The 25,684-nt window shown below is 65.5% G+C and carries 23 protein-coding genes; 5 read left to right on the plus strand and 18 right to left on the minus strand.

Features of this window, described 5'->3' with window-relative positions:
• Positions 1 to 451 precede the first annotated feature (451 nt).
• From cobM to DSAT_RS02200, 15 genes are all read right to left on the minus strand, one after another.
• Positions 452 to 1,234 (minus strand): precorrin-4 C(11)-methyltransferase, encoded by a 783-nt coding sequence (cobM, locus tag DSAT_RS02130; protein ID WP_020885931.1) that lies wholly within the window; start codon positions 1,232 to 1,234, stop codon positions 452 to 454.
• Positions 1,231 to 1,890: a precorrin-8X methylmutase gene (locus tag DSAT_RS02135; RefSeq protein WP_020885932.1), complete on the minus strand. Its 660-nt coding sequence runs from the start codon at positions 1,888 to 1,890 to the stop codon at positions 1,231 to 1,233. Before DSAT_RS02135 ends, cobM begins: the two co-directional genes overlap by 4 nt.
• 238 nt (positions 1,891 to 2,128) lie before the next feature.
• Positions 2,129 to 3,571 (minus strand): NADH-quinone oxidoreductase subunit N, encoded by a 1,443-nt coding sequence (locus tag DSAT_RS02140; RefSeq protein ID WP_020885933.1) that lies wholly within the window; start codon positions 3,569 to 3,571, stop codon positions 2,129 to 2,131.
• Positions 3,568 to 5,151 (minus strand): complex I subunit 4 family protein, encoded by a 1,584-nt coding sequence (locus DSAT_RS02145; protein WP_020885934.1) that lies wholly within the window; start codon positions 5,149 to 5,151, stop codon positions 3,568 to 3,570. The genes DSAT_RS02140 and DSAT_RS02145 overlap by 4 nt, the downstream gene beginning before the upstream one ends.
• Before the next feature lie 19 nt (positions 5,152 to 5,170).
• Complete coding sequence (locus tag DSAT_RS02150; protein WP_020885935.1) at positions 5,171 to 6,961, minus strand: Na(+)/H(+) antiporter subunit D; 1,791 nt, start codon at positions 6,959 to 6,961, stop codon at positions 5,171 to 5,173.
• Positions 6,951 to 7,217, minus strand: coding sequence for a hypothetical protein (locus tag DSAT_RS02155; protein WP_020885936.1), 267 nt, complete (start codon positions 7,215 to 7,217; stop codon positions 6,951 to 6,953). The genes DSAT_RS02150 and DSAT_RS02155 overlap by 11 nt, the downstream gene beginning before the upstream one ends.
• Before the next feature lie 20 nt (positions 7,218 to 7,237).
• Positions 7,238 to 8,719: a monovalent cation/H+ antiporter subunit D family protein gene (locus DSAT_RS02160; RefSeq protein ID WP_020885937.1), complete on the minus strand. Its 1,482-nt coding sequence runs from the start codon at positions 8,717 to 8,719 to the stop codon at positions 7,238 to 7,240.
• A gap of 3 nt (positions 8,720 to 8,722) precedes the next feature.
• Positions 8,723 to 9,040 carry an NADH-quinone oxidoreductase subunit NuoK gene (gene nuoK / locus DSAT_RS02165; protein ID WP_020885938.1) on the minus strand — a complete coding sequence of 106 codons (318 nt, stop codon included), beginning with the start codon at positions 9,038 to 9,040 and terminating at the stop codon, positions 8,723 to 8,725.
• Positions 9,037 to 9,558 carry an NADH-quinone oxidoreductase subunit J family protein gene (locus DSAT_RS02170; RefSeq protein WP_040370628.1) on the minus strand — a complete coding sequence of 174 codons (522 nt, stop codon included), beginning with the start codon at positions 9,556 to 9,558 and terminating at the stop codon, positions 9,037 to 9,039. The genes nuoK and DSAT_RS02170 overlap by 4 nt, the downstream gene beginning before the upstream one ends.
• Positions 9,558 to 10,199, minus strand: coding sequence for a 4Fe-4S binding protein (locus DSAT_RS02175; protein ID WP_020885940.1), 642 nt, complete (start codon positions 10,197 to 10,199; stop codon positions 9,558 to 9,560). The genes DSAT_RS02170 and DSAT_RS02175 overlap by 1 nt, the downstream gene beginning before the upstream one ends.
• Positions 10,200 to 10,209: 10 nt before the next feature.
• Positions 10,210 to 11,217 (minus strand): NADH-quinone oxidoreductase subunit NuoH, encoded by a 1,008-nt coding sequence (nuoH, locus tag DSAT_RS02180; protein ID WP_020885941.1) that lies wholly within the window; start codon positions 11,215 to 11,217, stop codon positions 10,210 to 10,212.
• Positions 11,214 to 12,365, minus strand: a complete 1,152-nt coding sequence (locus DSAT_RS02185) for an NADH-quinone oxidoreductase subunit D (RefSeq protein WP_020885942.1) — start codon at positions 12,363 to 12,365, stop codon at positions 11,214 to 11,216. The genes nuoH and DSAT_RS02185 overlap by 4 nt, the downstream gene beginning before the upstream one ends.
• Positions 12,362 to 12,943 (minus strand): NADH-quinone oxidoreductase subunit C, encoded by a 582-nt coding sequence (locus DSAT_RS02190; protein WP_020885943.1) that lies wholly within the window; start codon positions 12,941 to 12,943, stop codon positions 12,362 to 12,364. Before DSAT_RS02190 ends, DSAT_RS02185 begins: the two co-directional genes overlap by 4 nt.
• Positions 12,940 to 13,485 carry an NADH-quinone oxidoreductase subunit B gene (locus DSAT_RS02195; RefSeq protein ID WP_020885944.1) on the minus strand — a complete coding sequence of 182 codons (546 nt, stop codon included), beginning with the start codon at positions 13,483 to 13,485 and terminating at the stop codon, positions 12,940 to 12,942. The genes DSAT_RS02190 and DSAT_RS02195 overlap by 4 nt, the downstream gene beginning before the upstream one ends.
• Complete coding sequence (locus DSAT_RS02200; protein WP_020885945.1) at positions 13,461 to 13,841, minus strand: NADH-quinone oxidoreductase subunit A; 381 nt, start codon at positions 13,839 to 13,841, stop codon at positions 13,461 to 13,463. The genes DSAT_RS02195 and DSAT_RS02200 overlap by 25 nt, the downstream gene beginning before the upstream one ends.
• A gap of 318 nt (positions 13,842 to 14,159) precedes the next feature.
• Between DSAT_RS02200 and DSAT_RS02205 the strand changes: the two genes are divergently transcribed.
• From DSAT_RS02205 to DSAT_RS02225, 5 genes are all read left to right on the plus strand, one after another.
• On the plus strand, positions 14,160 to 16,241 hold the full coding sequence (locus DSAT_RS02205; protein WP_020885946.1) for a molybdopterin-dependent oxidoreductase: 2,082 nt from the start codon (positions 14,160 to 14,162) through the stop codon (positions 16,239 to 16,241).
• 445 nt (positions 16,242 to 16,686) lie between these two features.
• Complete coding sequence (locus DSAT_RS02210) at positions 16,687 to 18,420, plus strand: GNAT family N-acetyltransferase (RefSeq protein WP_020885949.1); 1,734 nt, start codon at positions 16,687 to 16,689, stop codon at positions 18,418 to 18,420.
• Between the two features lie 172 nt (positions 18,421 to 18,592).
• A complete protein-coding gene (gene tyrS, locus DSAT_RS02215; protein WP_020885950.1) occupies positions 18,593 to 19,852 on the plus strand; it encodes a tyrosine--tRNA ligase in 1,260 nt (419 codons plus the stop codon).
• A gap of 8 nt (positions 19,853 to 19,860) precedes the next feature.
• Positions 19,861 to 20,310: a DMT family transporter gene (locus DSAT_RS02220; protein ID WP_020885951.1), complete on the plus strand. Its 450-nt coding sequence runs from the start codon at positions 19,861 to 19,863 to the stop codon at positions 20,308 to 20,310.
• A gap of 28 nt (positions 20,311 to 20,338) precedes the next feature.
• Positions 20,339 to 21,190, plus strand: a complete 852-nt coding sequence (locus DSAT_RS02225) for a UbiA-like polyprenyltransferase (protein WP_020885952.1) — start codon at positions 20,339 to 20,341, stop codon at positions 21,188 to 21,190.
• A 230-nt stretch (positions 21,191 to 21,420) separates the two neighbouring features.
• Here DSAT_RS02225 and DSAT_RS02230 read toward each other — a convergent pair whose 3' ends face one another.
• The 3 genes from DSAT_RS02230 to DSAT_RS02240 form a co-directional block, all read right to left on the minus strand.
• Positions 21,421 to 22,239, minus strand: a complete 819-nt coding sequence (locus DSAT_RS02230; RefSeq protein WP_020885953.1) for a hypothetical protein — start codon at positions 22,237 to 22,239, stop codon at positions 21,421 to 21,423.
• Positions 22,240 to 22,625: 386 nt separating this feature from the next.
• Positions 22,626 to 23,942 (minus strand): histone deacetylase family protein, encoded by a 1,317-nt coding sequence (locus tag DSAT_RS02235; protein WP_020885954.1) that lies wholly within the window; start codon positions 23,940 to 23,942, stop codon positions 22,626 to 22,628.
• Positions 23,936 to 25,615: a hydantoinase/oxoprolinase family protein gene (locus tag DSAT_RS02240; RefSeq protein ID WP_020885955.1), complete on the minus strand. Its 1,680-nt coding sequence runs from the start codon at positions 25,613 to 25,615 to the stop codon at positions 23,936 to 23,938. Before DSAT_RS02240 ends, DSAT_RS02235 begins: the two co-directional genes overlap by 7 nt.
• Positions 25,616 to 25,684: the final 69 nt, after the last annotated feature.

Here is a 25,684-nt window from a genome sequence, read left to right on the forward strand (position 1 = left end):
TCAAAAGCCCCCGGTCCAAAAACCGGGGGCTTTTTGCGTTGCATGTTGCGCATTATCATTTTTATATTGCATCGTATACATTTGACATTACGTTGACATGCCTGTTTTGCCTGATATGAGGGAGGTTAAAAGGAGGCTCTGAGTATGCCTAGAAAGCCAATTGGGACCACTGCGCGCACCGGCGAGAAATGCCCCGAAAGCGGGGTTTGGGAGGTCATGGGAACCCCAACCACAACCGCGCCTATCGCCATCGGGAACACCATGCCACCGTATGCTGGAAAAGCCGTGACGTGGAGATTGAAGCAGTACGCCTAGGTAGTTTAGGGCAAGCCCCCGTGCAAAAGATTGCGCGGGGGCTCTTGAACTGTAGGGTGCGACACTCTTGCTAAAACCCTATTCCAGCGGTGGATACTCCGTCTGATCAAGCGGGTTTCAATCTGGTCGCCCCGCGTCAGCCGTCGTTTTCGGCATCGCCGGGTACTTTCGGCCTGAAGCAGTGGCCGTGGGCCGGATCGTAGAGCCGTGAGCGGGCCTCGCCCGCAAGCTCGCCGGGCAGGACCAGGAAGAGCGTCTGGCGCGAGATCTTCATGTCGCGGGCCGTCTCCTCGATCCCGGCGATGGTCGTGCGCCGGACTTCGCCGCCGGGCCAGCCCGCCTTGTGGGCCACGACCACCGGCGTCTCGGGCGGCAGACCGGCCGCGAGCAGCTCCTCACACAGGACTTCCGGCTTTGCGGCGGAAAGATACACGGCCAGGCTCGCGCCCGTGGCCGCGAAACGGCGCAGCCGCTGCCCGTCGGGCACCGGGGTCTTGCCGTCCAGGCGCGTGAGCACCACGCTTTGCGCCACGCCCGGCACAGTCAGCGAGACCCTGGCCCTGGCCGCGACGTCGAAGGCGGCGGTCACGCCGGGCACAATCTCGTATTCCACCCCCTCGGCCTCAAGGAGCGCGGCCTGCTCGCGCACCGCGCCATACAACCCCGGATCGCCCGTATGCACGCGGGCAACGAACCCGCCCGCGCGCACCGTCTCCATCATCAGGGCGTGCGTCTGCTCCAGCGAGAGCGGCGCGGAATCGACCACGCGCGCGTCCTCCCTGGCCATGGTCAAAATCTCGCGCGGCACGAGGGAGCCCGCATAGAGCACCAGATCGGCCCGTTCGATGCGGCGCGCGGCCTTGAGCGTCAACAACTCGGGATCGCCCGGCCCGGCGCCAATGAAGGCGACGCGGCTCATGCGCCCTCCGGGGACAGGCCCTTGTCCGCCATGGCCTGGTTGGCCAGGGCGTTGATGCACGACGCGGCCAGGGCCGAACCGCCCTTGCGTCCCTCGATGACGATGAAGGGTGTTACGCCCGCCGTTTCAACGAGCAGGGCCTTGGATTCGGCCGCGTTGACGAAGCCCACGGGCATGCCCACCACGAGCGCGGGCGCTGCCCTGCCCGCGCGCATGTGCTCGATGAGGCGGAGAAGGGCCGTGGGCGCGTTGCCGATGACGAAGATCGCCTCCGGAGCCGTCTGCACGGCCACATCCACCGCGGCCATGCTCCGCGTCACGCCGTTTTCGTGGGCCGCGCGCGCGACCTGGGGATCGCCGATCAGGCAGCGGACCTCGCAGCCAAGCGGCCCAAGACGCCGCGTCGGGATGCCGGAAAGGGCCATCATGGTGTCGGTATAGATTAGCGCGCCTTGGGAGAGGGCTTTGGCCCCGGCCAGGGCCGCGCCGGGCGAGAAGCGCACCAGGGAGGGCATTTCGAGGTCGGCCGAGGTGTGCACCATGCGGCGCACGACCAGCCAGTCGAGGCCTTTGTGGCCGCGCGGCTCGGGAAAGAGGCCGTCGATGATCTCCATGGAGCGTCGTTCGATTTCCTGCGGTTCGGTGAGGTAGTCCATTCGTGCTCCAAGGTGTCGTGGGTGCGGGCGTTTTCCGCCGGTCGCGCGCGAGGCTTTTGGGCCCGGCGAAGGTCTTTTGGATAGTCGCATTCGCGCCGTCCGGCAAGGTCGGGGCGATGAGGAGAAAAAGCTTCGGATGCACGACGCAAGAGCCGGTCAAACCCTCGCATATTCTTTGATACGCGAGGGTTTGACCGGCTCGAAGCAACGCCGCAGATGGCGTCTTTTCAGCGCCCTGCTAAGGCAGGAGAGCCTGTCCGGCAGCCTGCACCAGGTCGAAGACGCTGGCGGGCAGGACGCCCAAAAGCAGCACCGAGGCAGCGAGCAGACCGCCCACGGCCAGGGAGCAGGGATGCACGGCCACGGCCGCGCCGCCGTCAGGAGCCGTCTCCGGCTCGTGCGTGTAGGCGTGGCGCACCATGTTCAGGTAGTAATAGATGGAGATGGCCGTGTTCACGGCGGCCACGATGACCAGCCAGTCATAACCCCGGTCCCAGGCGGACGAGAGCAGGTAGAGCTTGCCGGTGAATCCGGCCGTGGGCGGCAGACCCACCAGGGCGAAGGCCGCCACGAGCAGGATCAAGGCCAGTCCCGGCGCGCGTTTGAACAGGCCGTTCAGGTCGTCCAGATGCAGGTTGCGGCCGTCCTGGGCCAGGCGGCAGACCACCCAGAAGCAGGTCAGGTTCATGAGCAGGTAGACCAGGGCGTAGAAGGCTGCCGCGCTGAGTCCGGCTGCCGTGCCCGCGACAAGGCCGAGCGTGACGTAGCCCGCGTGGGCCACCGAGGAGTAGCCCAGGATGCGCTTGATGTCGGTCTGGGCCAGGGCGGCGAGGTTGCCGAAGGTCATGGACAGCGCGCCCAGGATGGCGATGAAGGTCGTGACCTCGATGCCGGGTTCGAGCATGGCGGCCAGCCGGACCAGGATGACCACCGCGCCGAGCTTGGGCAGCGTGGCCACATAGGCGGCCGTCTCATTGCTCGTGCCGTCGTAGACGTCCGGCGCCCAGAAGTGGAAGGGGAACAGGGCCAGCTTGTAGAAGAAGCCGCACAGGAAGAGTCCCAGGCCGATGCAGGCCATGGGCGCGTCGGCGAAGCTCCAGACGGCGCGCGAGAGGTCGGTCAGATACGTGCTGTGCTGCCAGGCGATGATGTAGGACAGGCCGTAGAGCGAGATGGCCGTGGCCGCCGCGCCGAAGAGGATGTACTTGAGGCCCGCCTCGGCCGCGCGGCGCTCGCGGGCGCGCAGGGGCACGATGGCGTAAAGGCTGTAGGACGAGACTTCCAGGGCCACGAAGATGAGCACAAGCTCCACGGACGAGGCCAGGAGCATGAGGCCCCAGGCGGAGAGGGCCAAAAAGAGCATGTAGTCCGAGCGCTTCTCGTCGGCCAGGGTGGGCTGGCTCATGCCGTTCAGCACGGTGACGAGGAAGCCAAGCGAGATGACCAGCTTGAAGAACTGGGACATGCCGTCCACCTGGTAGGACTCCCAGAACATGAGCGTGGTCTCGCCCGCGCCCGCGCCAAGGCCCACCAGGGAGACGAGCAGGCCCACGGCGGCGGCCGCCGGAACCCACGTCACCTCGCCCCACTTCTCGCGCGGGGCGCAGGTCTGGACGAACAGGCCGAGCACGAGCAGGAGCTGGTACAGCTCGGGCAGGACGCGAAGGATGTCGAAGTTCACTGCGCGCTCCTTTGGGTTTCATCCGCCGATGGCGTCTGGGTCAGGGCGACGAGCGGGTCGGGCGGCGTGGGCCGCTCGACGGTGTAGGTCACGGGAGCCTTCTGCCGGGAGTGGTAGTGGTCGAGCAGGTTCTCGACCGAGGGGCCGATGACCTTCAGGGCCAGTCCCGGAGCGAGGCCCAGGACCACGGTGAAGATGGCCAGCGGCGTGAGCGCGATCCACTCGCGCGCGTTCAGGTCGCTCCAGTTCTTGCCCTTGGGCGAGGGCGTCTGGCCCACCGGGGCGTAGGTCATGCGCTGCAGGAGCCTGAGCATGTAGGCCGCGCCGAGCATGGCTCCGGGCACGGCCAGAAGGCCAAGCCGCCAGTCCGCCTCGAAGATGCCGAAGAGCACCAGGATTTCGCCCACAAAGCTGTTCAGGCCGGGGAAACCGAGCGACGACAGGGCGAAGAGGCCGAAGAAGCCCATGAAGGCGGGCAGGTATTTGCCCATGCCTTGGTTGTCCGCGATCTCGCGGCTGTGGCTGCGCTCGTAGATCGCGCCGATCATGAGGAACAGCGCGCCGGTGACGATGCCGTGGTTGAGCATGACCATCAGGCCGCCTTCCACGCCGCGCGCGTTGAAGGCGAAGATGCCCAGGGTGCAAAAACCCATGTGGGCCACCGAGGAGTAGGCGATGAGCTTCTTCACGTCGGTCTGGCCCAGGCAGATGAAGCCGCCGTAGAGGATGCCCGCGATGGACAGGCCGATGAAGATCGGGGCCAGTTCGGCCATGGCCACCGGGGTCAGGGTCATGCAGAAGCGCAAGAAGCCGTAGGCGCCCATCTTGATGAGCACCGAGGCCAGGATGACCGAGCCTGCCGAGGGGGCCTCGACGTGGGCCGCGGGCAGCCAGGTGTGGAAGGGGAACATGGGCACCTTGATGGCGAAGGCCAGGGCCATGGCCAGGAAGGCCCAGAATTGGAAGCGCTCGGAGAACTCCATGCGCATCAGGTCGGGGATGAAGAAGGTGCCGCCCACGGTCTTGAAGGCCACCATGGCCACCAGGAGCAGCGTGGAGCCCGCCAGGGTGTACAGGAAGAACTTGATGGAGGCGTACTTGCGCCTCGGGCCGCCCCAGACCGCGATGAGCAGGTACATGGGGACGAGCATGGCCTCCCAGAAAATATAGAAGAGTACGAAGTCCAGCGCGCAGAAGACGCCCGCGCAGGCCGATGTCATGAGCAGCAGGCAGATGTTGAATTCCTTGATCCGCTTGCCGATGTAGGTCCACGAGCACAGCACGCACAAGGGCAGGATGGCCACGGTCAGAAGGACCATGAGTAGGGACAGGCCGTCCACGCCCAGGGCGTAGGAAAGTCCCAGCGAGGGCGCCCACTCTGTGCGCTCCATGAACTGGAATCCCGTGTCCGCGATGTTGAAACCGCGCAACAGCGGGATGGCCAGGCAGATCTCGACGAGGGAGGCTGCCAGGGTGAGGACACGGATGAGGCCCTCATGGCGGAAGAACATGAGGACCGCCGCCGCGAGCACGGGGAAGAAGATCAGGCTCGTCAGAACGGGGTAGCCGGGGTCGATCATCGCGCGCTCCTTGGCGGTTCTAGCGTATGGCGTACAGGACCACGGCCAGGGCCGCGAAGGCGATGGCCGCCGCGAGCCCCAGGTAGTCTCCGAGCCGTCCTGTCTGGGTGGCCGCCGTCCGGTCGCCCACCGCCCGGGTGGTGAAGGCCGTGCCGTCCACCACGCCGTCGATGGCTTTGACGTCGAACAGCGAGGTGATGCGTCCCTTGTAGAGCAGGTAGCGCAGCCCCACAGCCCTGTAGACCTCGGTCCAGACCGAGTCGAGCCAGGCCAGGGGGCGGCAGACCAGGGCCAGCACGGCCCGGCCGATCAGCCGGTAGAGCAGTTCGAAGTCGATATTGCGCTGGTCGTGCGGCTTCATCAGCCCGCGCATGAGATAGAAGGCCAGACCCGTGAAGCCGAGCAGCAGAAGCGCCTGCAACACCTGCCACACGCCCCAGGGATGGAATTCGGAGGCGATCTCGGGGTAGGGCAGGAAGCGGTAGAGCATGTCGGGATAAAGGCCCTGCGCGGTGCACAGGATCGCGCCAGCGAACATGGCCAGGTACATGTTCACGGGCAGCGGCTTGATCTCGCGCGTCATGTCGTCGGGTTTGCCGCCGAAGAAGGCGAAGTAGGGCAGCTTGATGCCCACGGAGAGGAAGGTGCCCACGGCCGCGATCTCCATGAGCAGGCCGATCATCACCTGATGATCCTCGAAGGCTCCGGCGATGGTCATGGTCTTGGAGACGAAGCCGTTGAAGACCGGCATGCCCGAGATCGAGAGGCCGGCCACGATGTAGCAGATCATGATCCAGGGCATGCGCGCCGCGAGCCCGCCGAGCTGGTTCAGCTTGGCCGTGCCCGTGGTGAAGAGGATTGCGCCCACGCTCATGAAGAGCAGGCCCTTGTAGAGGATGTGGGCGTAGGCGTGGGCGGCCGCGCCATTGATGGTCATGGCCGTGCCGATGCCGATGCCCGCGACCATGTACCCCACCTGCGAGACGATGTGGTAGGACAGGATGCGCCGGGCGTTGTTCTCCATGGTGGCGTAGATGACGCCGTAAAGCGCCATGGCCACGCCCATCCAGGCCAGGAACTCCATCCCGGCGAAGCCGCGCATGAGCACGTACACGGCGGTCTTGGTGGTGAAGGCGCTCATGAACACCGCGCCGGGGATGGTCGCCTCGGGGTAGGCGTCGGGCAGCCAGGCGTGCAGGCCGATGAAGGCCGCGTTCACGCCGAAGCCGAACATGATCAGCCAATCGTAGTACTGCATGAACTCGGGCACGACGGGGTGGAAGGCCATGCTGCCCGTGGCCTTGTAGCGCAGGAGGATGCCCGCGAGCATCAGCAGGCCGCCGAAGGTGTGCACCAGGAAGTAGGAGAAGCCCGCCCGCGAGGCCCGTTTGTTGGCCGGGGCGTTGATCAGGATGAGCATGGTCGAGGCCACGCTCATGAGTTCCCAGAAGGCGAACAGGGTCAGGTAGTCGCCCGCGAAGACGCAGCCGAACGCGCCTGCCACGTAGAGCGCCGCGAAGACGTGCTGGCGCTTGTCCGTGACGTGGAAGGCGTAGATGAAGCCGAGCAGGGCCTGGATGGCGAAGACGTTGGCGAAGATCAGCGAGATGTGGTCCACGCGGCCGACGTTCAGGGTGAAGCCCATCCAGTTCATGGACTGGCCAGCCTGCGGCTCCATGGTGAAGACCGCGACGATAGCCAGGAGCGCGGGCACGGGCAGAAGCCATTTCCAGAAGCGGCCCGGGAAGAAGGGCAGCGCCGCGGCCAGGGCGATGAAGGCCACGGCCGGATGGTAGAAGCTACTCGTCATAGAAGTCCTCCGGCACGTCGAGGATCACCGCGAGGATGCCCTTGGCCAGGAAGCCGAGAACCACGGCCACGCCCAGGGCGAAGACGGCCCAGAAGCCGGGCAGGTTCTCCGCGTCCACGTGCGGGTGGTGCGGGTGGATGAAGAAGTTGAGGACCACGAGCAGGGCCAGCGCCGCGAAGAGCGCCAGCGCCCATTGCCCGGAGGCCTTGCGCATGCGCATGAGAAGCTGGCCGAATCCGCTTATGTCGTTGTTCACCCTGTCCTCCTCATGTCAGCCTAGAAACCGCTGAAGACCCGGACGAAGTCGAGGAACGTCTCGGGATAAAGCCCCAGGAATACGGAGATGATCGAGGTCACGACCAGGGGCGCGACGAGCGCCGGGGCCGGTTCGTTGTAGTGGCTCAGGTCCACGCCTTCGGCCGCCTTCTTGAAGAAGGCCCGGTAGATGATCGGGCCGAAGTAGGAGGCGTTGAGGATCGTGGAGCCCAGGAGCGCCACCAGCAGGACGACTTGATCGGCCTGCATCGCGCCGTTGACCAGATACCACTTGGAGACGAACCCGCAGACGAAGGGCACGCCGATCATGGACAGCGCGGCCACGGAGAAGGCCCCGAAGGTGATGGGCATGCGCCGTCCCATGCCGTCCATGAGGCTGATCTTCTTGGTGTGCGCGGCCACGTAGATCGCGCCCGCGCCCATGAAGAGGGTGATCTTGGAGAAGGCGTGGTTGGCGATGTGCAGCATGCCGCCGTTCACGGCCATGGGCGTGAGCATGGCCACGCCGATGATCACGTAGGAGAGCTGGCTGACCGTGGAGTAGGCCAGCCGGGCCTTGAGGTCGTCCTTGGTCAGGGCGATGATCGAGGCCACCACGATGGTCAGGGCGGCCAGGTAGGCCGTGGGGATGCCCAGGTACAGGGCGTCCATGCACTCGAGGCCGAAGCCCGAGAGGATGACGCGGGCCACGCAGAAGACGCCCGCCTTGACCACGGCCACCGCGTGCAGCAGGGCCGAGACTGGCGTGGGCGCGACCATGGCCGAGGGCAGCCAGTTGTGGAACGGGATGAGCGCCGCCTTGGCCAGGCCCGCGATGTAGAGCACGTAGGTCAGGGTCACCAGACCCGGGCTCTCCTTCCAGGGGAAGGGCACGCCGGTGACGACGTCGCCCAGGTGGAAGTCCAGGGTGCCGCACAGCACGTAGGTCAGGACCATGGCGGGCAGCAGGAAGAGCTTGGAGGTGCCCATGAGGTACACGAAGTACTTCCGCGCTCCCAGGTAGGCGTCCTCGTCCTGGTGGTGGGCGACCAGGGGATAGGTGAAGACCGAGATGATCTCGTAGAAGAGATACATGGTGAAGATGTTGGCCGAGAGGGCCACACCCACCGCGCCGAAGATGGCGATGGCGAAGCAGAAGTAGTAGCGCGTCTGGGCGTGTTCGTTCAGGCCGCGCATGTAGCCGATGTTGTACAGCGTCACCAGGCCCCACAGGAAGGTGGCGATGAGCCCGAAGACGAGCGAGAGGCCGTCCGCGCAGAAGCTGACGCTTATGCCCGGCATGAGCGTGAAGAGCGTGTAGGTGTAGATCTTGCCCGCGAGCACGCCGGGTGCGAGGTTCAGCACGGCCAGGAAGGACATGGCCGCGGCCGCGAAGGAGACCGCCTCGCGCTGGTTCTCGTTTCGGCGCAGCAGGTAGATCAGGAACGGGGCCGCGAGCGTCACGGCCAGGGGAAAGAGGAGACTGACGTTTTCTGTCTGCACGGCCTACCCCCTCAGTTCCGATACGGTATCGGCATCCGCCTTGCCCAGGGGGCCGAAGCGGCGGATGACCACGATGAGGATCGCCAGGACCAGCGTGGCCTCGGCCGCGGCCAAGCCCATCACCAGGAGCGAGGCGAGCTGGCCGAGCACGGCGTTGGCCTCGGTGAGCTGCGCGGCGGCGGTGATGGACAGCCCCGCGCCGTTGAGCATCAGTTCGACGCAGATGAGCATGCCCACGAAGGATTTGCGCGTGGTCAGGCCGTACAGGCCGATGACCAGAAGCGCCAGGGCCACGAGTTGGTAGAGGATGAGCGGACTCATGCGTCGTCTCCCTTGCGTGAGAAGCCCCTGAAGGCCAGAATCACCGCGCCGGACATGGCCACGAAGAGGACCACCGAGATCAGCTCGAAGGCCAGGATGTAGTGTTCGAGCAGCCCCTGGCCCAGTTCGGCCGGGCTGACCGAGGCGGGCTTCTCAAGCGAGGGCGCGGGCCGGGTGATGACCGACCAGGCAAGCAGGAAGCCCGGCGTGGCTGCGGCCAGCAGGGCCAGCAGATGGCTGCGGATGGATTTCGGGGCGGCTTCCTCGCCGCCTGCCGGGGCGCGGGTGAGCATGATGGCGAAGAAGACCAGCACCACCACCGCGCCCACGTAGATGAGAAGCTGCATGAGCGCCAGAAGAGGCGCGTCCATCAGCAGGTACATGCCGGAGACGCCGAACAGGGCCAGGATCAGGCCGAGCAGGGCGCGCACGAGGTTCACGGCGCGCACCGCGCCAAGGGCCCCCAGCACGATGACGATTGCGTAGAAGGCGAACAGGGCCTGGGCCGCGCTTTCCATCATGCCTTCTCCTTTTCGCTCTCGCCGCCGGTTGCGGCCGCAGCGGCATCCGCTGTTTCGGGCTTCGCCTCGGGCGTCGGCTTGGCCTTGGGCTCGGGCTTTGGTTCCGCATCGGCCTGGGCCTTCAGCCGCGCCATGAGGTCGTACACGAAGGTCTTGCGGGAGGGGCCCGCCAGATAGACGTCCGTTGAGAAGCGCAGCGAGTCCACTGGACACGACTGCACGCACAGCCCGCACAGGCTGCAATAGTTGTAGTCCAGGAAGAAGGCCTTGGGCGTCTTGACCGGCTTCTCCTTGCTCGGGGGCGCGGGCTTGGTCTTGGGCTCCAGGCCCGAGGCCAGCGCCTCGCTCGGCTTCTCGGCCGGGGCTTCCTTCTTGGGCGGCGGGTGTTTGACGATCTTGATGCAGCTTGAGGGGCACACGCTTTGGCACATCATGCAGGTGATGCACTTGGGCACGGCCGGATCCTTGCCGCCCACGAGCTCGATGTGGCCGCGGAAGGTGACGATGTTGTCCACCACCTTGCGCGGGTAGTGCACCGTGACCTGGGGCTTCACGAACTCGCGGCCCGTGATGCGCAGACCCACGAACAGGCTCTTGAGGCCCTTCAGCGCTTCCTTGAACTCGGTCAGGACGCTCATGTCCCCCTCCCTAGAGCTTCATGATCACGGCCGTGGCCAGGAGGTTCAGCGTGGCCAGCGGCAACAGCCACTTCCAGTTGAGGTTCAAAAGCTGGTCGAAGCGCACGCGCGGGTAGGTCCAGCGCATCCACATCATGATCAGGAGCAGGCTGTAGACCTTGAGCAGGAACCACCACGGACCCGGCGCGGCCGGACCCTGGAAGCCGCCGAGGAAAACGGCCGTGGCGATGGCGCAGACCACGATCATGTTGGCGTACTCGGCCAGGAAGAAGAGGCCGAAGCCCATGCCCGAGTATTCCGTGTGGAAGCCCGCCGTGAGTTCGGACTCGGCCTCGGGCAGGTCGAAGGGCGCGCGGTTGGTTTCGGCCAGGGCGCAGACGAAGTAGATGAAGAAGGCCAGGGGCTGGATGGCCACGTTCCACTGCCACGGCCACGGACCCTGGGCCCGCGTCAGTTCCATCAGGTCGAGGGAGCCGTGGGTGAAGCAGACCGCAAGCAGGGACAGCAGGAGCGGGATCTCGTAGCCGACGCTCTGGGCCACGGCGCGGGCCGCGCCGATGAGGCCCCATTTGTTGGCCGAGGCCCAGCCCGCCAGACACAGGGCCAGCACGTTCAGCCCGGCGTAGGCCAGGATGAGCAGCAGCCCCACGTTGGTCTCCAGGGCGTAAAGGTTCTCGCCGAAGGGGATGGGCAGGAACATGACGAAGACCGGCAGGAAGGCCATGATCGGCGCGAGCCAGAAAAGGAAGAAGTCGGCCCCGCGCGGCGTGGAGAGCTGCTTGCCCACGAGCTTCACGGCGTCGGCCAGGGTCTGCAGGATGCCATGCGGTCCGACCTCGTAGGGGCCGGGTCGCCGCTGGATGAAGCCCGCGACCTTTCGTTCCACGTAGACGAGCACCGTGGCGTTCAGGCCCACGAAGGCGGCCAGGGCCAAAAGGCCCACCAGCAGGCGCACCAGCGGATCGGGGATGACCAGCGCGACGTTCGGATCGGGAGACGACCAGGAGCTTATGTTCATCTGTCAATCTCCGGGATGACGAGGTCGAGGCTTCCCAGGATGGATACCGCGTCGGAAAGGAGCGTTCCCCTGGCCACCTCGGCGAAGCACGACAGGTTCGAGTACGAGGGCGAGCGCAGTTTGATCCTGTAGGGCGTGCGTCCGCCGTCCGAGGCCACGTAGATGACGATCTTGCCCCGCGCGCCTTCCACGGCGAAGCAGGACTCTCCCTTGGGCGCGCTCCACTTGGGCTTGGGCGCGCTCTTGGAGAGGAAGGGGCCTTCGGGGATGGTGGCGATGGCCTGCTCGATGATCCGAAGCGACTGCTCGATCTCGTCCATGCGCACCATGTAGCGGGCCAGGGCGTCGCCCTCGGGATAGGTCGGGATCTCGTAGTCGAAGCGGTCGTATACGGAGTAGGGCTCGGCCCGGCGCGTGTCGTAGGCCACGCCAGCGCCCCGGATCACGGGGCCGGTGCAGCCGTAGCGGCGGCAGACGTCCAGGTCCATGATGCCGATGTCCTCGACGCGCTTTCTGAGGATCACGTTCTCCGTGACTAGATCGCGGTACATGGGCAGGCGCGAGCGCAGGTAGGGCACGAGGTCCGAAAGGCCCTTGAGGAATCTCTCGGAGAGGTCGGCCGAGACGCCGCCCAGGCGGTGGTAGCAGTAGGTCAGCCGCGAGCCCGTTGGTTCCTGCAGAAGGTCCATGATGCGTTCGCGGTCGTCGAAGGCGTACATGATCGGGGTGAATGCGCCCAGGTCCAAAAGATACGCGCCCCACCACAAGAGATGCGATGAGACGCGGTTCAGTTCGCAGGTAATGACCCGGATGTATTCGGCGCGTTCGGGAACCTCGAGTTCGGCCAGTTTCTCCACCGCGCCCACGTAAGCCCAGTTCCAGGCCAGGGCGTGCAGGTAATCCACGCGCCCCATGTTCGGCAGGTACTGCACGAAGCTGCGGTTCTCGGCCATCTTCTCGTGCATGCGGTGCACGTAACCGAGCACGGGTTCGCTGCGTACGATGTACTCGCCGTCGAGTTCCACGATGATCCGCAGCACTCCGTGGGTCGATGGGTGCTGCGGCCCCATGTTGACGATGAGCGTTTCGTCGTTGTCCGAGGCCTTGAAGTGCCGTGTGTAGAAGTCGCCGCCGGGGAAGAAGCTCATTGTCCGTCCTCCTTGGCGTTCGTGGCCGTGGCGGCCTCGGCGGTGGCCTTGGCCTCGGCTTCGGCCTTGGCGGCGGCCGCGGCCTCGATCTCCTCGCGGGAGACGAAGGCGGGCCAGCATTCGGCCTTGATGAATTCATCCACGATGTTGGAAAGCGGTTTCCTGTCGTCGAAGGCGCGCGCCAGCGGCGGCTCGATCTGATCCTCGGCCAGGAGCAGGGGCAGGGGATTTGGGTTGTCCGTGAAGCGCACGCCCGAAAGCTCCATGGCTTCGCGCTCGTGCCATTCCGCGCCCTGATAGATGTCCGCGATGGACGGGATCTCGGGCGTTTCGCGATCGACCAGGACGCGCACCAAAATGCGGCCCGGCTCGCTGAAGTGGGCGAAGAGGTAGGTCGTCAGGAGCCCCTCGCGCATGTCCAGGCAGACGATGGTCTCGATGAACCACCCCTTGTCCAGGAGCACCGAGGCCGCGCCCCGGATCTGCGAGGGTTTGACGTGGTGGATTTCGGAGACGCCCATGTGGGTCATGTCCCCGCCGATGGCGCATAGCTTGGGAAAGGCGAGGTTTCTGCTCATGCCTGCTCCCCCTTTACCGGCGGCAGCTTGGGCGCGGGCCAGAAGCGCTTGCCCGTGAGCTTGGCCTGGATCTGGAAGAGTCCTTCGAGCAGCCCCTCGGGGCGTGGCGGACAGCCGGGGATGTAGACGTCCACGGGGATGAGCTTGTCGATGCCCTCGATGATTCCGTACTGGCCCTTGAAATGGAACGGGCCGCCGGAGATGGCGCAATTGCCCAGGGCCATGACGTACTTGGGCGAGGGCATCTGCTCGTAGAGCCGGACCACGGCCGGAGCCATCTTGCGCGAGACCGTGCCGGCCACGATCATCAGGTCGGACTGGCGCGGCGAGGGCCGAAACACTTCCGCGCCATAGCGCGAGATGTCGAACCGCGCCATGCCCACGGCCATCATCTCGATGGCGCAGCAGGCCAAGCCGAAGGTCATGGGCCACAGTGACATGGCCCGGCACAGGTCGAAGAACTGGTTCAGGGGAGGGATGTCGACCAGGGGGGGCTCGACGCCTCCTTGAACCGGCCTCAGTCCGATATCCGGCGCGGCCATGCGAACACTCCTTTCCGCCAGAAGTACACGATGCCCAGGGCGAGCACGACGATGAAGATGGTCACCTTGACGAGCGGCAGCCAGCCTTCGGAGTCGGCGTAGTGCGCCGCCACTGGGAAGAGGTAGAGCACGTCCACGTCGAAGGCCAGGAAGATGAGCGCGTAGATCCAGTAGTTGACGCTGAAGCGCATCCATGATCCGCCGTGCGGCGTCATGCCGCATTCGTACGGCATTGCGTGGTCGCCGCCACGCCATTTCGGGGCAAGGAGGATTGATCCGAAGAGCGGCCCGGCCGCGAATGCCAGACCGGCAAACAAGGCCAGAACGATTCCGAGATTCAGCCAGGAGAAGACCACGTGTACCCCCCTTATTCTGGACTGGTGCTGGAGGGAAAAGCTGATTCGCCTGAAACGCCGATGCTGGAGATATGTTTGCAGTCAGAAAAAGCACAATCGAATTGTTGCGTCAATCCCCTGGGAAAATTTTTACGTTCGTTCGTGAAAAACGGTACATGCCCCCAGGGGGCAGGACGGTGGTCAACGCGCTTTATTTCACAAGGCGCTGCTTTTCTTGCCACCGTCTCACCAGTGCTGCTACGTCCGCTGTCATGTGATTCCGAAAGTTGCATGTTTTTTCTCTAAAATATTTTAATAACGCACTTTCCGGAGGGTCCGATGGCAAGGCAGAAAGTCTTCAGTGTCTGTGGCATGTGCACCGTGCGCTGTCCGATCCAGGTGGACGTGGCCAACAACGAGGTCATGTTCATCCAGGGCAACCCGCACTCGGGGCTCAAGGGCGCGCTGTGCGCGCGCGGCGCGGCCGGATACGCCCTGACCCAGGACGACGAGCGGCCCCAGTACCCCATGATCCGCGAGGGCAAGCGGGGCGAAGGCAAATGGCGCCGCGCGTCCTGGGATGAGGCTTTCGCCTATGTGGCCGAACGCCTCTCGGCCATCCAGGAGAAATACGGCAAGGAGTCGGTGATCTGGTCCGACCGTGGCGGCCCCTTTGTTGATTTGCACCAGGCATTCGTGCGCGGTCTAGGATCGCCCAATTACCATAACCATGACACCGCCTGTGCCCGTGGCGTACAGCACGCCTGCAAATCAGTGGTCGGCATCGGCCGCAAGGAACTGGTCTACGACTACAAAAATTCCAAGCATATCGTCTTGCAGACCCGGAACATTCTCGAAGCCATCAACGTGGCCGAGGTCAACAGCGTGCTCGACGCCCTGGATGCTGGCTGCAAGCTGACGGTCATCGACGTGCGCGCCACCGTCACGGCGGGCAAGGCCGACAACTTCTTCCTCATCCGCCCCGGCACGGACTACGCCTTCAACCTGGGAGTGATCCACGCGCTCATCGACTCGGGCCGCTACGACAAGGAATACGTGGACGCCCACGTCAACGGCTTCGACGAACTGGTGAAGTTCATCCGGCCCTACACCCCGGCCTGGGCGGCCGAGGAGTGCGGCATCTCGGAGAAAGCCCTGCTCAAGTTCGCGAACCAACTCGCCGACGCCGCGCCGAGCGTGATCTGGCATCCGGGCTGGATGACCGCCCGCTACCAGGACTCCTTCTACGTCTCGCGCACCGCCTACATCATCAACGCCCTGCTCGGGGCCATCGGCGCCAAGGGCGGCCTGCCCTTCGCCAACAAGCCCGGCGACGTGGGCGCCAAGGGCCTGAAAAAGTTCGTGGACCTCTTCCCCAAGCCCGAGGGCAAGCGTGCCGACGGCGCGGGCTGGAAGTATCCGCACATCGACGCCGGGCCCGGCATGATCAACCTGGCCTACGACGCGGCCGTCAGCGGCGACCCCTATCCGGTCAAGGCCTACATCTGCCACCGCCACGATCCGCTCATGGCCTTCCCTGATCCCGATGCCCTGAAGAAGAAGTGGGAGGCGCTCGAACTCATCGTCGCCGTCACCTTCTCCTGGTCCGACACGGCCTGGAACGCCGACGTGGTGCTGCCCATGTCGCCCTACCTTGAACGCGAGTCGCCCCTGGCCCAGAAGGGTGGCCTCAAGCCGCAGTTCTTCGTCCGCAAGCGCGCGCTCGCGCCGCGCTACGACACCAAGGCCGACTGGGAGATCATCGCCGGGCTGTCCAAGGCGCTCGGACTTGAACCGCTCGCCTTCGAATCGGCGGAGCAGATGTGGGAGTTCCAGCTTCAGGGCACGGGCAAGAGTCTGGCCGACTTCGACGCCAAGGGTTTTGTGGAACTGTGCGAAAAGCCCAACTACCAGAACATCGCCGAGGTCAAGATCGCCACGCCCTCGGGCAAGCTCGAGATCGTCCATCCCAAGTGGGAGCAGGACGGGCTCATGTCGCTTCGGCCCTACGTCTCCCCCGAGAAGCCACCCAAGGGCCGCTTCCGCATCATCTTCGGCCGCTGCGGCGTGCATACCCAGGGCCACACCGTGAACAACAAGCTGCTTTTCGAGCAGATGCCCGAGAACGTGCTCTGGCTGAACACCGCCTCGGCCAAGGCCCTTGGCGTTTCCAACGGCGACCCGGTCAAGGTCTCCAACGGCTCTTACGGCGGGGTCATCAAGGCCTTCGTGAACGACTTCGTGCACCCCGAGGCGGCCTTCATGGTCCACGGCTTTGGTCACAAGCTGCCGCCCGAGTCGCGGGCCTACGGCAAGGGCGTGGCCGACCAGGAACTGATGGTCGGCGGCCTGGAGAACTGGTCGCGCGAGGGCGGCTACATCTGTATGCAGGAGCATTTCATCAGCGTCGCAAAGGCTTAGGCAGACCGCTCACACAGCACCGTCTGCGGCGTTGCTTCGAGCCGGTCAAACCCTTGCGTATTACGAGCGCAAAGCAGAAGGCTTTGCGCTCCCGCGGCTTCGCCGCTCAGGCCCGCCTTCAGCAGGCCGTACTTATAACCCGGAGCACGAAAATATTGCATATTTTCTGCTCCGGGTAATATTGGTAATACGCGTCGGTCTTGACCGGCTCTCGCGCCGTGCATCCGGCGCCGTTTGAGCGGTCTGCGGAGCGGTTTTCACCGGTCTTCTCGCAACATTTCGAGACTTGCATTCGCTGCCGCCTCAAACCTCCCGTGCAGCCGCACTCCCGGCCGGGTTTCGATCCGGCCGGGAGTCGCGTTTTCAGAGCGGGGAGTCCCCTTGCCAGCGGACGGCCCCTAGGCGTAATTCTAAAAAAGATCGCGAGAACCGATGGGAGCCGCGCATGTTCCGCATCCGCCGCGTCTTCGACGCCAACCTGCCCGCAGACCGCCAGGCCGTGGCCTTTGCCCAGGAAGTCCTGCGCAGCCAGTTCCAGCTTCTCTCGGAAGATGAGGTCGAGAAGCTGCCGGGGCTGTTGCGAGAGCCCGTGCGCCACGGGTTTCGCACCGTGCTCTTCGTGGCCGAGAGGGCCTCGGAACTGCTTGGTTTCGCCACGGTGTTGCACTTCACGGACGTGGGCTTTTCCTACCTCGATTTCATGTCCGTGCGGCCCAGGCTTACCGGTGGCGGGGTGGGCGGCGCGCTCTACGAGCAGGTGCGCGAGGACGCGCGCCAGGACAGCCCGCTCGGCCTCTTTTTCGAGTGCCTGCCCGACGAGGAAACCCTGTGCGCCGATCCCGCGACCCTGCGCCAGAATGCCGCCAGGCTGCGCTTCTACGAGCGCTACGGCGCGCGGCCCATCGTGGGCACGGCCTACGAGACGCCCTTGACCCCTGACTCCGACTGCCCGCCCTATCTCGTCTGGGACGCGCTGGCGCGCGGCCGAAAGCTGCGCCAGGGACCGGCGAGGCAGGTCGCCAGGGCCATCCTGGAGCGCAAATACAAGGGCTCGTGTCCGCCGAGCTACGTGAATCTGGTCGTGAACTCGTTTCGCGACGATCCCGTCAGGCTCCGGCCGCCGCGCTACGTGACCGCGCACCGCGCGGGTCTGGACGCCGCGCCCGGCAGCCCCATCCTGACCGTGGTCAACGACCTGCACGACATCCACCACGTGCGCGAGCGCGGCTACGTGGAGGCCCCGGCGCGCGTCTCCTCCATCCTCAAGGCCCTGGAGGCGGCCGGGCTCTCGGCCCAGGCCAGGCCCAGGCACTACGGCGAGGCCTACATCCGGGCCGTGCACGAGGGAGGGTTCGTGGACTACCTGCGCCGCATGTGCGCCGCGCTGCCGCCGGGAAAGTCGCTCTATCCCTATGTCTTCCCCATCCGCAACGCGGCCCGCCCGCCCAAGGAGATGCCCGTGCGCGCGGGCTACTATTGCATCGACACTTTCACCCCGCTGAACAAAAACGCCTGGCTGGCCGCGCGCAGGGCCGTGGACTGCGGGCTCACGGCGGCCGACGCCGCGCTCTCGGGCCGACGCCTCTCCTACGCGCTGGTGCGGCCGCCGGGGCACCATGCCGAGCGTAGGGCCTTTGGCGGATTTTGCTACCTGAATACCGCCGCCGTGGTCGCGGACCACCTCTCGCGCCATGGTCGTGTGGCGCTGTTGGACATCGACTACCATCACGGCAACGGACACCAAGACATCTTCTACCGCCGCGCCGACGTGCTCACGGTCTCCATCCACGGCCACCCCAACTTCGCCTATCCCTATTTCAGCGGCTTCGCGGACGAGCGCGGCGAGGGCGAGGGGTTGGGCGCGAACGTGAACCTGCCGCTGGCCGAGAACGTGGACGGCGGGGCCTACGTGGAGGCCTTGAAGAAGGCCATCCGCCGCGTCGATCGCTTCGCCCCGGACTATCTGGTCGTGAGCCTGGGCCTGGACCCGGCCAAGGGCGACCCCACAGGCACCTGGAGCCTTTCGGGCCGCGATTTCGCGGTCAACGGGGCCATGCTCGGGGCGCTCTCGCTGCCCACGGTGGTCGTGCAGGAAGGGGGGTATCGCATCCGCACGCTCGGGGCCAACGCGCGGCACTTCTTTTCCGGGCTGGCCAAGGGCGCGGGCGAGACGCGCTGAGGGCCGCGTCTTGCCTTGGGTGGGCGAAGCAGGTAGGACATGCCTCCTGCGCATGTTCCCGAGCGCAGGACTTTGCGCCGTGCGTTCCCGCAGCATTACCGCCACGGCCCCAGACAAAAAGATATCGGATATTTTTCGTTTCAGGCAATAATTCCCCGAAGGAGCGATTTTCGTGAACGTCTTCGACGAACTTTCCTGGCGCGGCCTCGTCCATCAGGTCTCCGACGCGGACAAGGTCCGCGAGTATTTCGCCACCCCCGGCCGTGTGGCCTATTGCGGTTTCGATCCTTCCGCGCCGAGCCTGCACGTGGGCAACATGGTGCCGCTCATCTCGCTTTTGCGCCTCAAGCGCGCCGGGCACAGGCCCATCTTCCTCGCGGGCGGCGGCACGGGCCTCATCGGCGACCCCAGCGGCAAGGAAGTGGAGCGCACGCTCCAGGACAAGTCGCGCATCGACGCCTCGCTGGAGAAGATCAAGGGGCAGGTGGCCAAGGTCTTCGGCGGCGAGGTCTGGGTGGAGAACAACGCGGACTGGCTTTTGAAGCTCACGGCCATCGAGCTTTTGCGCGACGTGGGCAAGCATTTCACGGTCAACTGGATGATGGCCAAGGACGCGGTCAAGTCGCGTCTGGCGCGCGAGGATGTGGGCATCTCGTACACCGAGTTCAGCTACATGATCCTGCAATCCTACGACTACTACCATCTCTTCGAGAAGTACGGCTGCATGCTCCAGTTCGGCGGCTCGGACCAGTGGGGCAACATCACCGCGGGCGCGGAGCTGATTCGCAGGAAGACGGGCAAGGAGGCCTACGCCCTGACCTTCCCGCTCATCACAACGGCCGACGGCAAGAAGTTCGGCAAGTCCGAGAAGGGGGCCATCTACATGGACCCCGAGATGACGCCGCCCACGGACTTCCACAACTTCTGGATGCTGACCGACGACCGCGACGTGATCCGCTTCATGAAGTTCTTCACCTTCCTGACCAGGGAGGAGATCGAGGACTACGAGAAGGAAGTCGCGGCGCGACCCGAAAAGCGCGAGGCGCAAAAGCGGCTGGCCGCCGAGATGACCCGCATGGTCCACGGCCCCGAAGTGCTGGCGGACATCGAGCGCGCCCATGCGGCCCGCTTCGGCGGCGACGCAGTGGACGCGGGCGCTCTCTATGCGGCCGTGCGCGACAGCGCGCCGTCCGTGACCTACGCCGACGCGGCCGCGCTGCCCGACGTGCCGCAGATGCTCGTGGATCTCGATTTTGCGCCCTCCAAGGGCAAGGCCAAGGAATTCCTCAAGCAGGGCGCGGTGCGCATCAACAACCAGGTCTTCGCGGAGCAGGTCTTTACTCCCGGCCCGGACGACCTGTTCGATGGCTCGGCCTTCCTGCTCGCCATGGGCAAGAAGAAACTCGGCCTGGTGCGCCTGGGCGTCGCATAGGAGACCACGTGGCCGCGCAGCTCGTTTTGATACTCCTGGCCGTGGCCGCAGGTATGACCGCGCCGGTGCAAGCGGGCATCAACGTCCACCTGCGCTCCTACCTGCACAGCGCCTACGCCGCCTCGTTCACGTCCTTCGTGATCGGCACCCTGGCCTTGGCGGGCCTGCTTTTGTTGCGGCGCGAAACCGTGCCCTTCGGTGCTGCCTTCGCCCAGGCTCCATGGTGGGTCTGGAGCGGCGGCTTCATCGGGGCCTTCTTCGTCACCGTGTCCATCGTGGTCGCCCCGCGCCTGGGCGCGGCCACCATGATGGCCCTTTTCGTCACCGGCCAGATGATCGCCGGGCTGGTGCTGGACCACTACGGTCTGATAGGCTTCCAGCAGAACTCGGCCACGCCGCTGCGTATCCTGGGGGCTGCGCTGCTCATCGTGGGCGTGATTCTGATAAGGGGCTTTTAGCGACTTCCCGTTTTTTCGGAGGTTTTCCGTGCCGAACCAGTTGGCCGTTTTCGCTCGCATGATCAAGATCGAGCACTCGGTTTTCGCCCTGCCCTTCGCCTACACCGGCATGTTCTGGGCCGCCGACGGGTGGCCCGGAGCGAAGGCGTTTCTCCTTGTCACCGTGGCCATGGTCGCGGTGCGTTCCTTCGCCATGGCCTTCAACAGGCTGGCCGATCTGGACATCGACCGCAGAAATCCCCGCACGCAAAACCGCCCCCTGGTCACGGGCGAGATGAGCGTGCGCGCGGCCTGGATCTATACGGCCGTGGCGGCGCTCGTTTTCGTGCTCGCCTGCTGGGGCATGAACCCGCTCGTGCTCAAGCTTTCGCCCGTGGCCCTGGCCGTAGCCGCATTCTACAGCCTGACCAAACGGTTCACCTGGCTGTGCCATTTCGTGCTCGGGGCCACGCTCGGCTTCGCGCCGCTGGGCGGCTGGCTGGCCGTGGTGCCGGAATTCACGCCCGCAGCCGTGCTTTTGGCGCTTGGCGTGACCTTTTGGGTGGCAGGCTTCGACATTCTCTACGCCTGCCAGGACGAGGAGTTCGACCGCGAGCAGGGGCTTCGTTCCATCCCGGCCGATTTCGGCGTGCCCACGGCGCTCACCCTGTCGAGCTTCTGCCACGTAAACACGGCCGTCTTCTTCCTGGTGGCGGGCTGGGCGGCCCAGGCCGGAGCGATCTACTTCGGGGCCATGGCGCTCATAGGCCTTACGCTCGTTTTGGAACACAAGCTCATCAAGCCGGACGACCTCTCCAAGGTCAATCTGGCCTTCTTCACGCTCAACGGCGGCATCGCCGTGGCGGTGTTTGGGGCTGTGCTACTGGACTTGTGGTTTTAGCAGACTGCCCCAAAAGCACCATCTGCGGCGTTGCAGCGGAAAATCCAGTCCCTCGCGTATTTTGATACGCGTCGGGCCTGGGTTTCCCTTGCGCCTTGCATCTGTCACTTTCTGAGCAGTCTGCGGACCGATGTTTTTCAACATCCGCAGAGGGGCAGTGTTGCGCGCGTGACGGCGAGGGTTTGAACTTTTCGGGGCAACGCGGCAGAGGACGTTTTTTCACCGGCCTGCTAAGCGGTTGCGGTGCGGCGCATGACGATGTTGGCCGCGACCCAGCTAAGCCACCAGCGCAGGACCACGGGAACGAGGGCCAGCAGCAGGAGGAGCGGCAGCCCCTCGGCGTAGATCCAGGCCTCGATTCCCTGGCTGCGCAGGTGGTCTTCGAGCAGGATCGGCGGGGCCGCCAGCAGAAAAGATCCGCCAAGCAGGCGCGCGGCAGCGGTCCACAGGCTTCCTTCGAAGGTGAAGGAGACGCCCTGGCCGGACATGGCGGCCGGAAGCCAGCGCAAAAAAGGCAGGAAGGCCAACGGCAGCAGGAACGGCACAGCCGAGGCCGCCATGAGCAGGGCCGTGCGCACGTAGATTTCTCCGAAGGGCCGCGCGAAGAAGAAGACGCGGTGGCCGTCCAGGGCCAGATTGGCCGCGTAGAGCTTGAGCACCCGCTCCACGAGTGGAGTGGCGAACACGGCCGCGACGAACGCGATGGCCGTGTGCCCGGCGAGCCAGCCAAGCCCGTTTCCGCCCGTCAGAATCGCCGGGAGCCAGGCCAGGCCGGAGATGAGGATGCACTCCCACCAGCCCAGCCAGTCCGTGGTGGCCACGCTTAAGCGCGAGCCGCCCGGCAGGCGCAGGCAGCGCAGGAGCCAGTTTGTCAGGACATGCAGCCCCACGGCCGCGGTGATGACGAAATTCCAGGCGATCTTGCCCGCGAGGGGCCAGCCCAGAGCGTCGAGATAGCCGCTGGAAAACGACAGGCGGCCGCTCGATGCCGTCTGGGAGTCGGCCAGGGCGAAATGCGTCCTGGCGGCGCGGGATGTGACGTCGTCCATAGTTCCCTCCCCCAGGAACCCATGGCAGGCCGCCCTAAAAGCGCTGTCCGTCCGACGCCGCGTTCGCGCGGCGTCACAACGGGCTTCGCTATGCCCGGATACCCTATCCGGGTTTGGGGTCGCTGTCTTCGGCTTGTCTGTCTATAGCATGGGGGAGGAAGAGACAAGCTCGCCGCGTCAGGGCCGGGGCGGGCGGCTTCTCGAGCCAGCCCGTCGAAAAAACTCCATCTGCTGCGGTATTGCGAAAAGTTCAAATATTGCTCGCGTCGGCCTTGAACTTTTCTCGCGCCTTGCATCTGGAACTTTTTGTACGGTCTGCGAAATCGAGCTGGTCAGCCGTCTTGGCCTTTTCGGCCCGCCGGGCCGAAGGGCTGCTTGGTCCGCGCTCAGAAGCCGACGCGCTGGTAGTCCTTGTCCGCGCGGTTGATGAGCTGCACGTAGCGGAAGCCGCCCTTGAGCTGCGCTTCCTCGAAGGCCCGGTAGCCTTCGGCGCGGCAGACCGGGCAGGCGCCGAGCGGAATCTCCACGCCAAGCGAGAGCGGCACCCGGCCCGAGCGCGTCTCGATCTTCAGCGTTCCCCGGCATTTCGCGCAGTCGTACAGCATCTCGCGCTGCGACTCGTGGATGCCGTCGGTGTCGTAGAAGATCTCCTTCATGCGCACGTGCCAGTTGCCCACCAGGGTTTCGCGGCCTTCCTTGGGCGGATTGAAATAGAGCTTGGGCAACTCCTCGCACAGGGCCTCGATGTAGCGGCCGACCTGCCTGGACTGCCGCCAGCGTTCGGGGTCGAAGTCCGGCTCCACGACATGGGAGTAGTCCAGGCCCGCCATGGCCAGCACGATGCCCAGGTTCACATAGGGCAGCGCGCCCTGGATGGCGTAGCCTCCCTCCAGCACCGCGATGTCGGGCGAGAGTTTCTCGTTCATCAGGGCGTAGCCCCTGGCCGAGAAGTTCATGTTCGTGATGGGGTCTGTGAAGTGGTTGTCCTGGCCCGCCGAGTTGACGATCAGGTCGGGCTTGAAGTCGTCGAGCAGCGGAAGCACCAGCGAGTCAATGACGTGCAGGAATCCCTCGTCCGAGGTCTGCGGCGGCAGGGGGATGTTGATGGTTCTGCCGCGCGCGCTCGGTCCGCCGCATTCGCTGGGAAAGCCCGAGCCCGGATACAGGGTGCGGCCGTCCTGGTGCAGGCTGATGAACAGAGTGTCCGGATCGTGCCAGTAGATGTCCTGGGTGCCGTCGCCGTGGTGGCAGTCCGTGTCCACGATGGCCACGCGCTTGTGCCCGTAGGTCTCGCGAATCCACTCGACCATCACGGCTTCGGTGTTGATCGTGCAAAAGCCCCGGGTGCCGTGCACGCTCTTCATGGCGTGGTGTCCCGGCGGCCTGACCAGGGCGAAGGACTTGTCCGCCGCGCCTTCCATGACCAGCCGCGCGGCCGTGATGGCCCCGCCTGCGGCCGCGAGGTGCGATCTGGTGCACACGGACTCGACCTCGGGGAAGCAGAAATGGACGCGCTCCACGTCGTCGCGGCTGGCTATCTCGGGCTTGTGCTCGCTTATGCCCTCGATGTCGAAGACGCCTTCCTCCACGAGCTGGTCGTGGGTGTAGAGCAGCCGCTCCTCGCGCTCGGGGTGCGTGGGGCCGAGCGACCAGTCGTAGGCCGGGAAGAAGACGATGCCCAGGCGGTTCGCGGCCTTCAGCATAAGCGTCCCAGGAGCGCCTTGTAGCGGTGCAGGATGCCGGGCCTGATCTGGCAGGCCACGCGGATGTTGCGTCCGGCCGGGTAGCCGTCCACGACCATGTTGAAGCTCTCGGCCTGGGTCGTCTCCAGGTTCTCCTCGCGCACGGGGATGCCCTCCTGGCGCAGCGAGCCGAGCAGGGCGCGCCGCGCGTCGCGCTCGGCGTCGGCCAGGGAGTAGCCCGCCTCGATCACGCGCGAGACGTCCAGGGAAGGCACGTACATGCGTCGCTTCTCGGTGTCGGCGAAAAGCTCGACCGATGTGGTGGTGCGCGTCAGGGCTGCGCCCACGGCGTTGGCCACGTCGAAATTCTTGGGCACGCTCACGGACAGTCCGAAGGCCTTGAAGAGGCGCAGCTTCATGACCTGGGCCGGGCCGCCCATGAGATAGACCTTCTTGGGCACAACGCGGCGGCCGTCGATGAGCTCGTGCAGGGTGTACACGGGCCGCTCGTTGATGCGCCGCACCAGGTCGCGGCAGGCCTCGTGGATGGCCTTGACCGCCGCCTCCACAGCCTTTGCCGCCAGCCAGTCCGGTTGCACGGAATGCGCGGCCGCGAGGCGCTCGATGCCGGCGCGCGAGGCGGCGACGTCGCCGAGCGTGGCCTCGCCCAGGTGGTTGAAGGCGTCCATGAGCCCGGGATGCGCGCCGCCCGCGCACAGACAGGGTCCTTTGCGGCGAGGCCCCACGAAGACCTGTTCGCCGAGCATGGAAATGGCCGAGTCGCCGCCCACGCCGATGCTCGTGGTCAACAGGCCGCGCACGAGCGTTGGATACGAACCGATGGTGATGCCTTCCTTCTCCATGAGCGGCGCGCCGCCGATGAACAGGGCGATGTCCGTGGTCGTGCCGCCGATGTCGAGGATGAGCGAGTCCAGGGCGATGTCGCACATGGAGACGATGCCCATGACGCTGGCCGCCGGGCCCGAGAGGATGGACTCCACGGGCAGGCTTTTGGCCCGCGAAAGGGGCATGGTGCCGCCATCGGCCTTGAGGATGTTGACCTTGGCTCGGATGCCGCGCTCGCGCAGGCCCTGTTCCACGGCGAAGGCGAACTCGTTGAAGCGTCGCCAGACCGCCGAGTTGAAGTAGGCCGTGGCCAGGCGGCGGGGGAATCCCAGGCGTCCGGTGACGGCGTGGCCGCGCGTGACGACGTCGGCGCGCTGGCCGATGATCTCGGCCAGGGCGTCCTCCACGGCGGGGTTGCGCGGGGAGAATTTGGACACGGCCGCGAAGGCGCGCACGCCGTCGGCCTCGCAGGCGTCGGCCGCGGCCCTGGCCGCCGAGCGGTCGAAGTCGCGGGTCACGGAGCCGCGATGGTCCGTGGCCCCGCCAAAGACGTGGAAATGGCGGCAGAGTTGGAAGGTATGGGGATCGATACCGGGCCCGCCGACCACGAACATCCCCACCTCCTCGGTCATGCCCTCCACGATGGCGTTGGTGGTCAGGGTGGTGGAGAGGTTGACGCGTTCGATGTCGAAGGGGTCTCCTTCGGCCGCGACCCAGTCGAGCACGCCGCGTACGGAGGCCAGGAGGTCGAGGTGGTCCGTGGGGGTCTTGAATGTCCCCCGGATGCCACCGTCGTCTATGAGCACGGCGTCCGTATGGGTTCCGCCGACGTCGATGCCGAGCAGCATGGGGTCACGCTAGCACGCGCGGGCCAAATCCGTCCACGAGGGGACGGCCGTATATCGGCGGATGGCGTC

The organism is Alkalidesulfovibrio alkalitolerans DSM 16529, from assembly GCF_000422245.1.
Classification (GTDB): domain Bacteria; phylum Desulfobacterota; class Desulfovibrionia; order Desulfovibrionales; family Desulfovibrionaceae; genus Alkalidesulfovibrio; species Alkalidesulfovibrio alkalitolerans.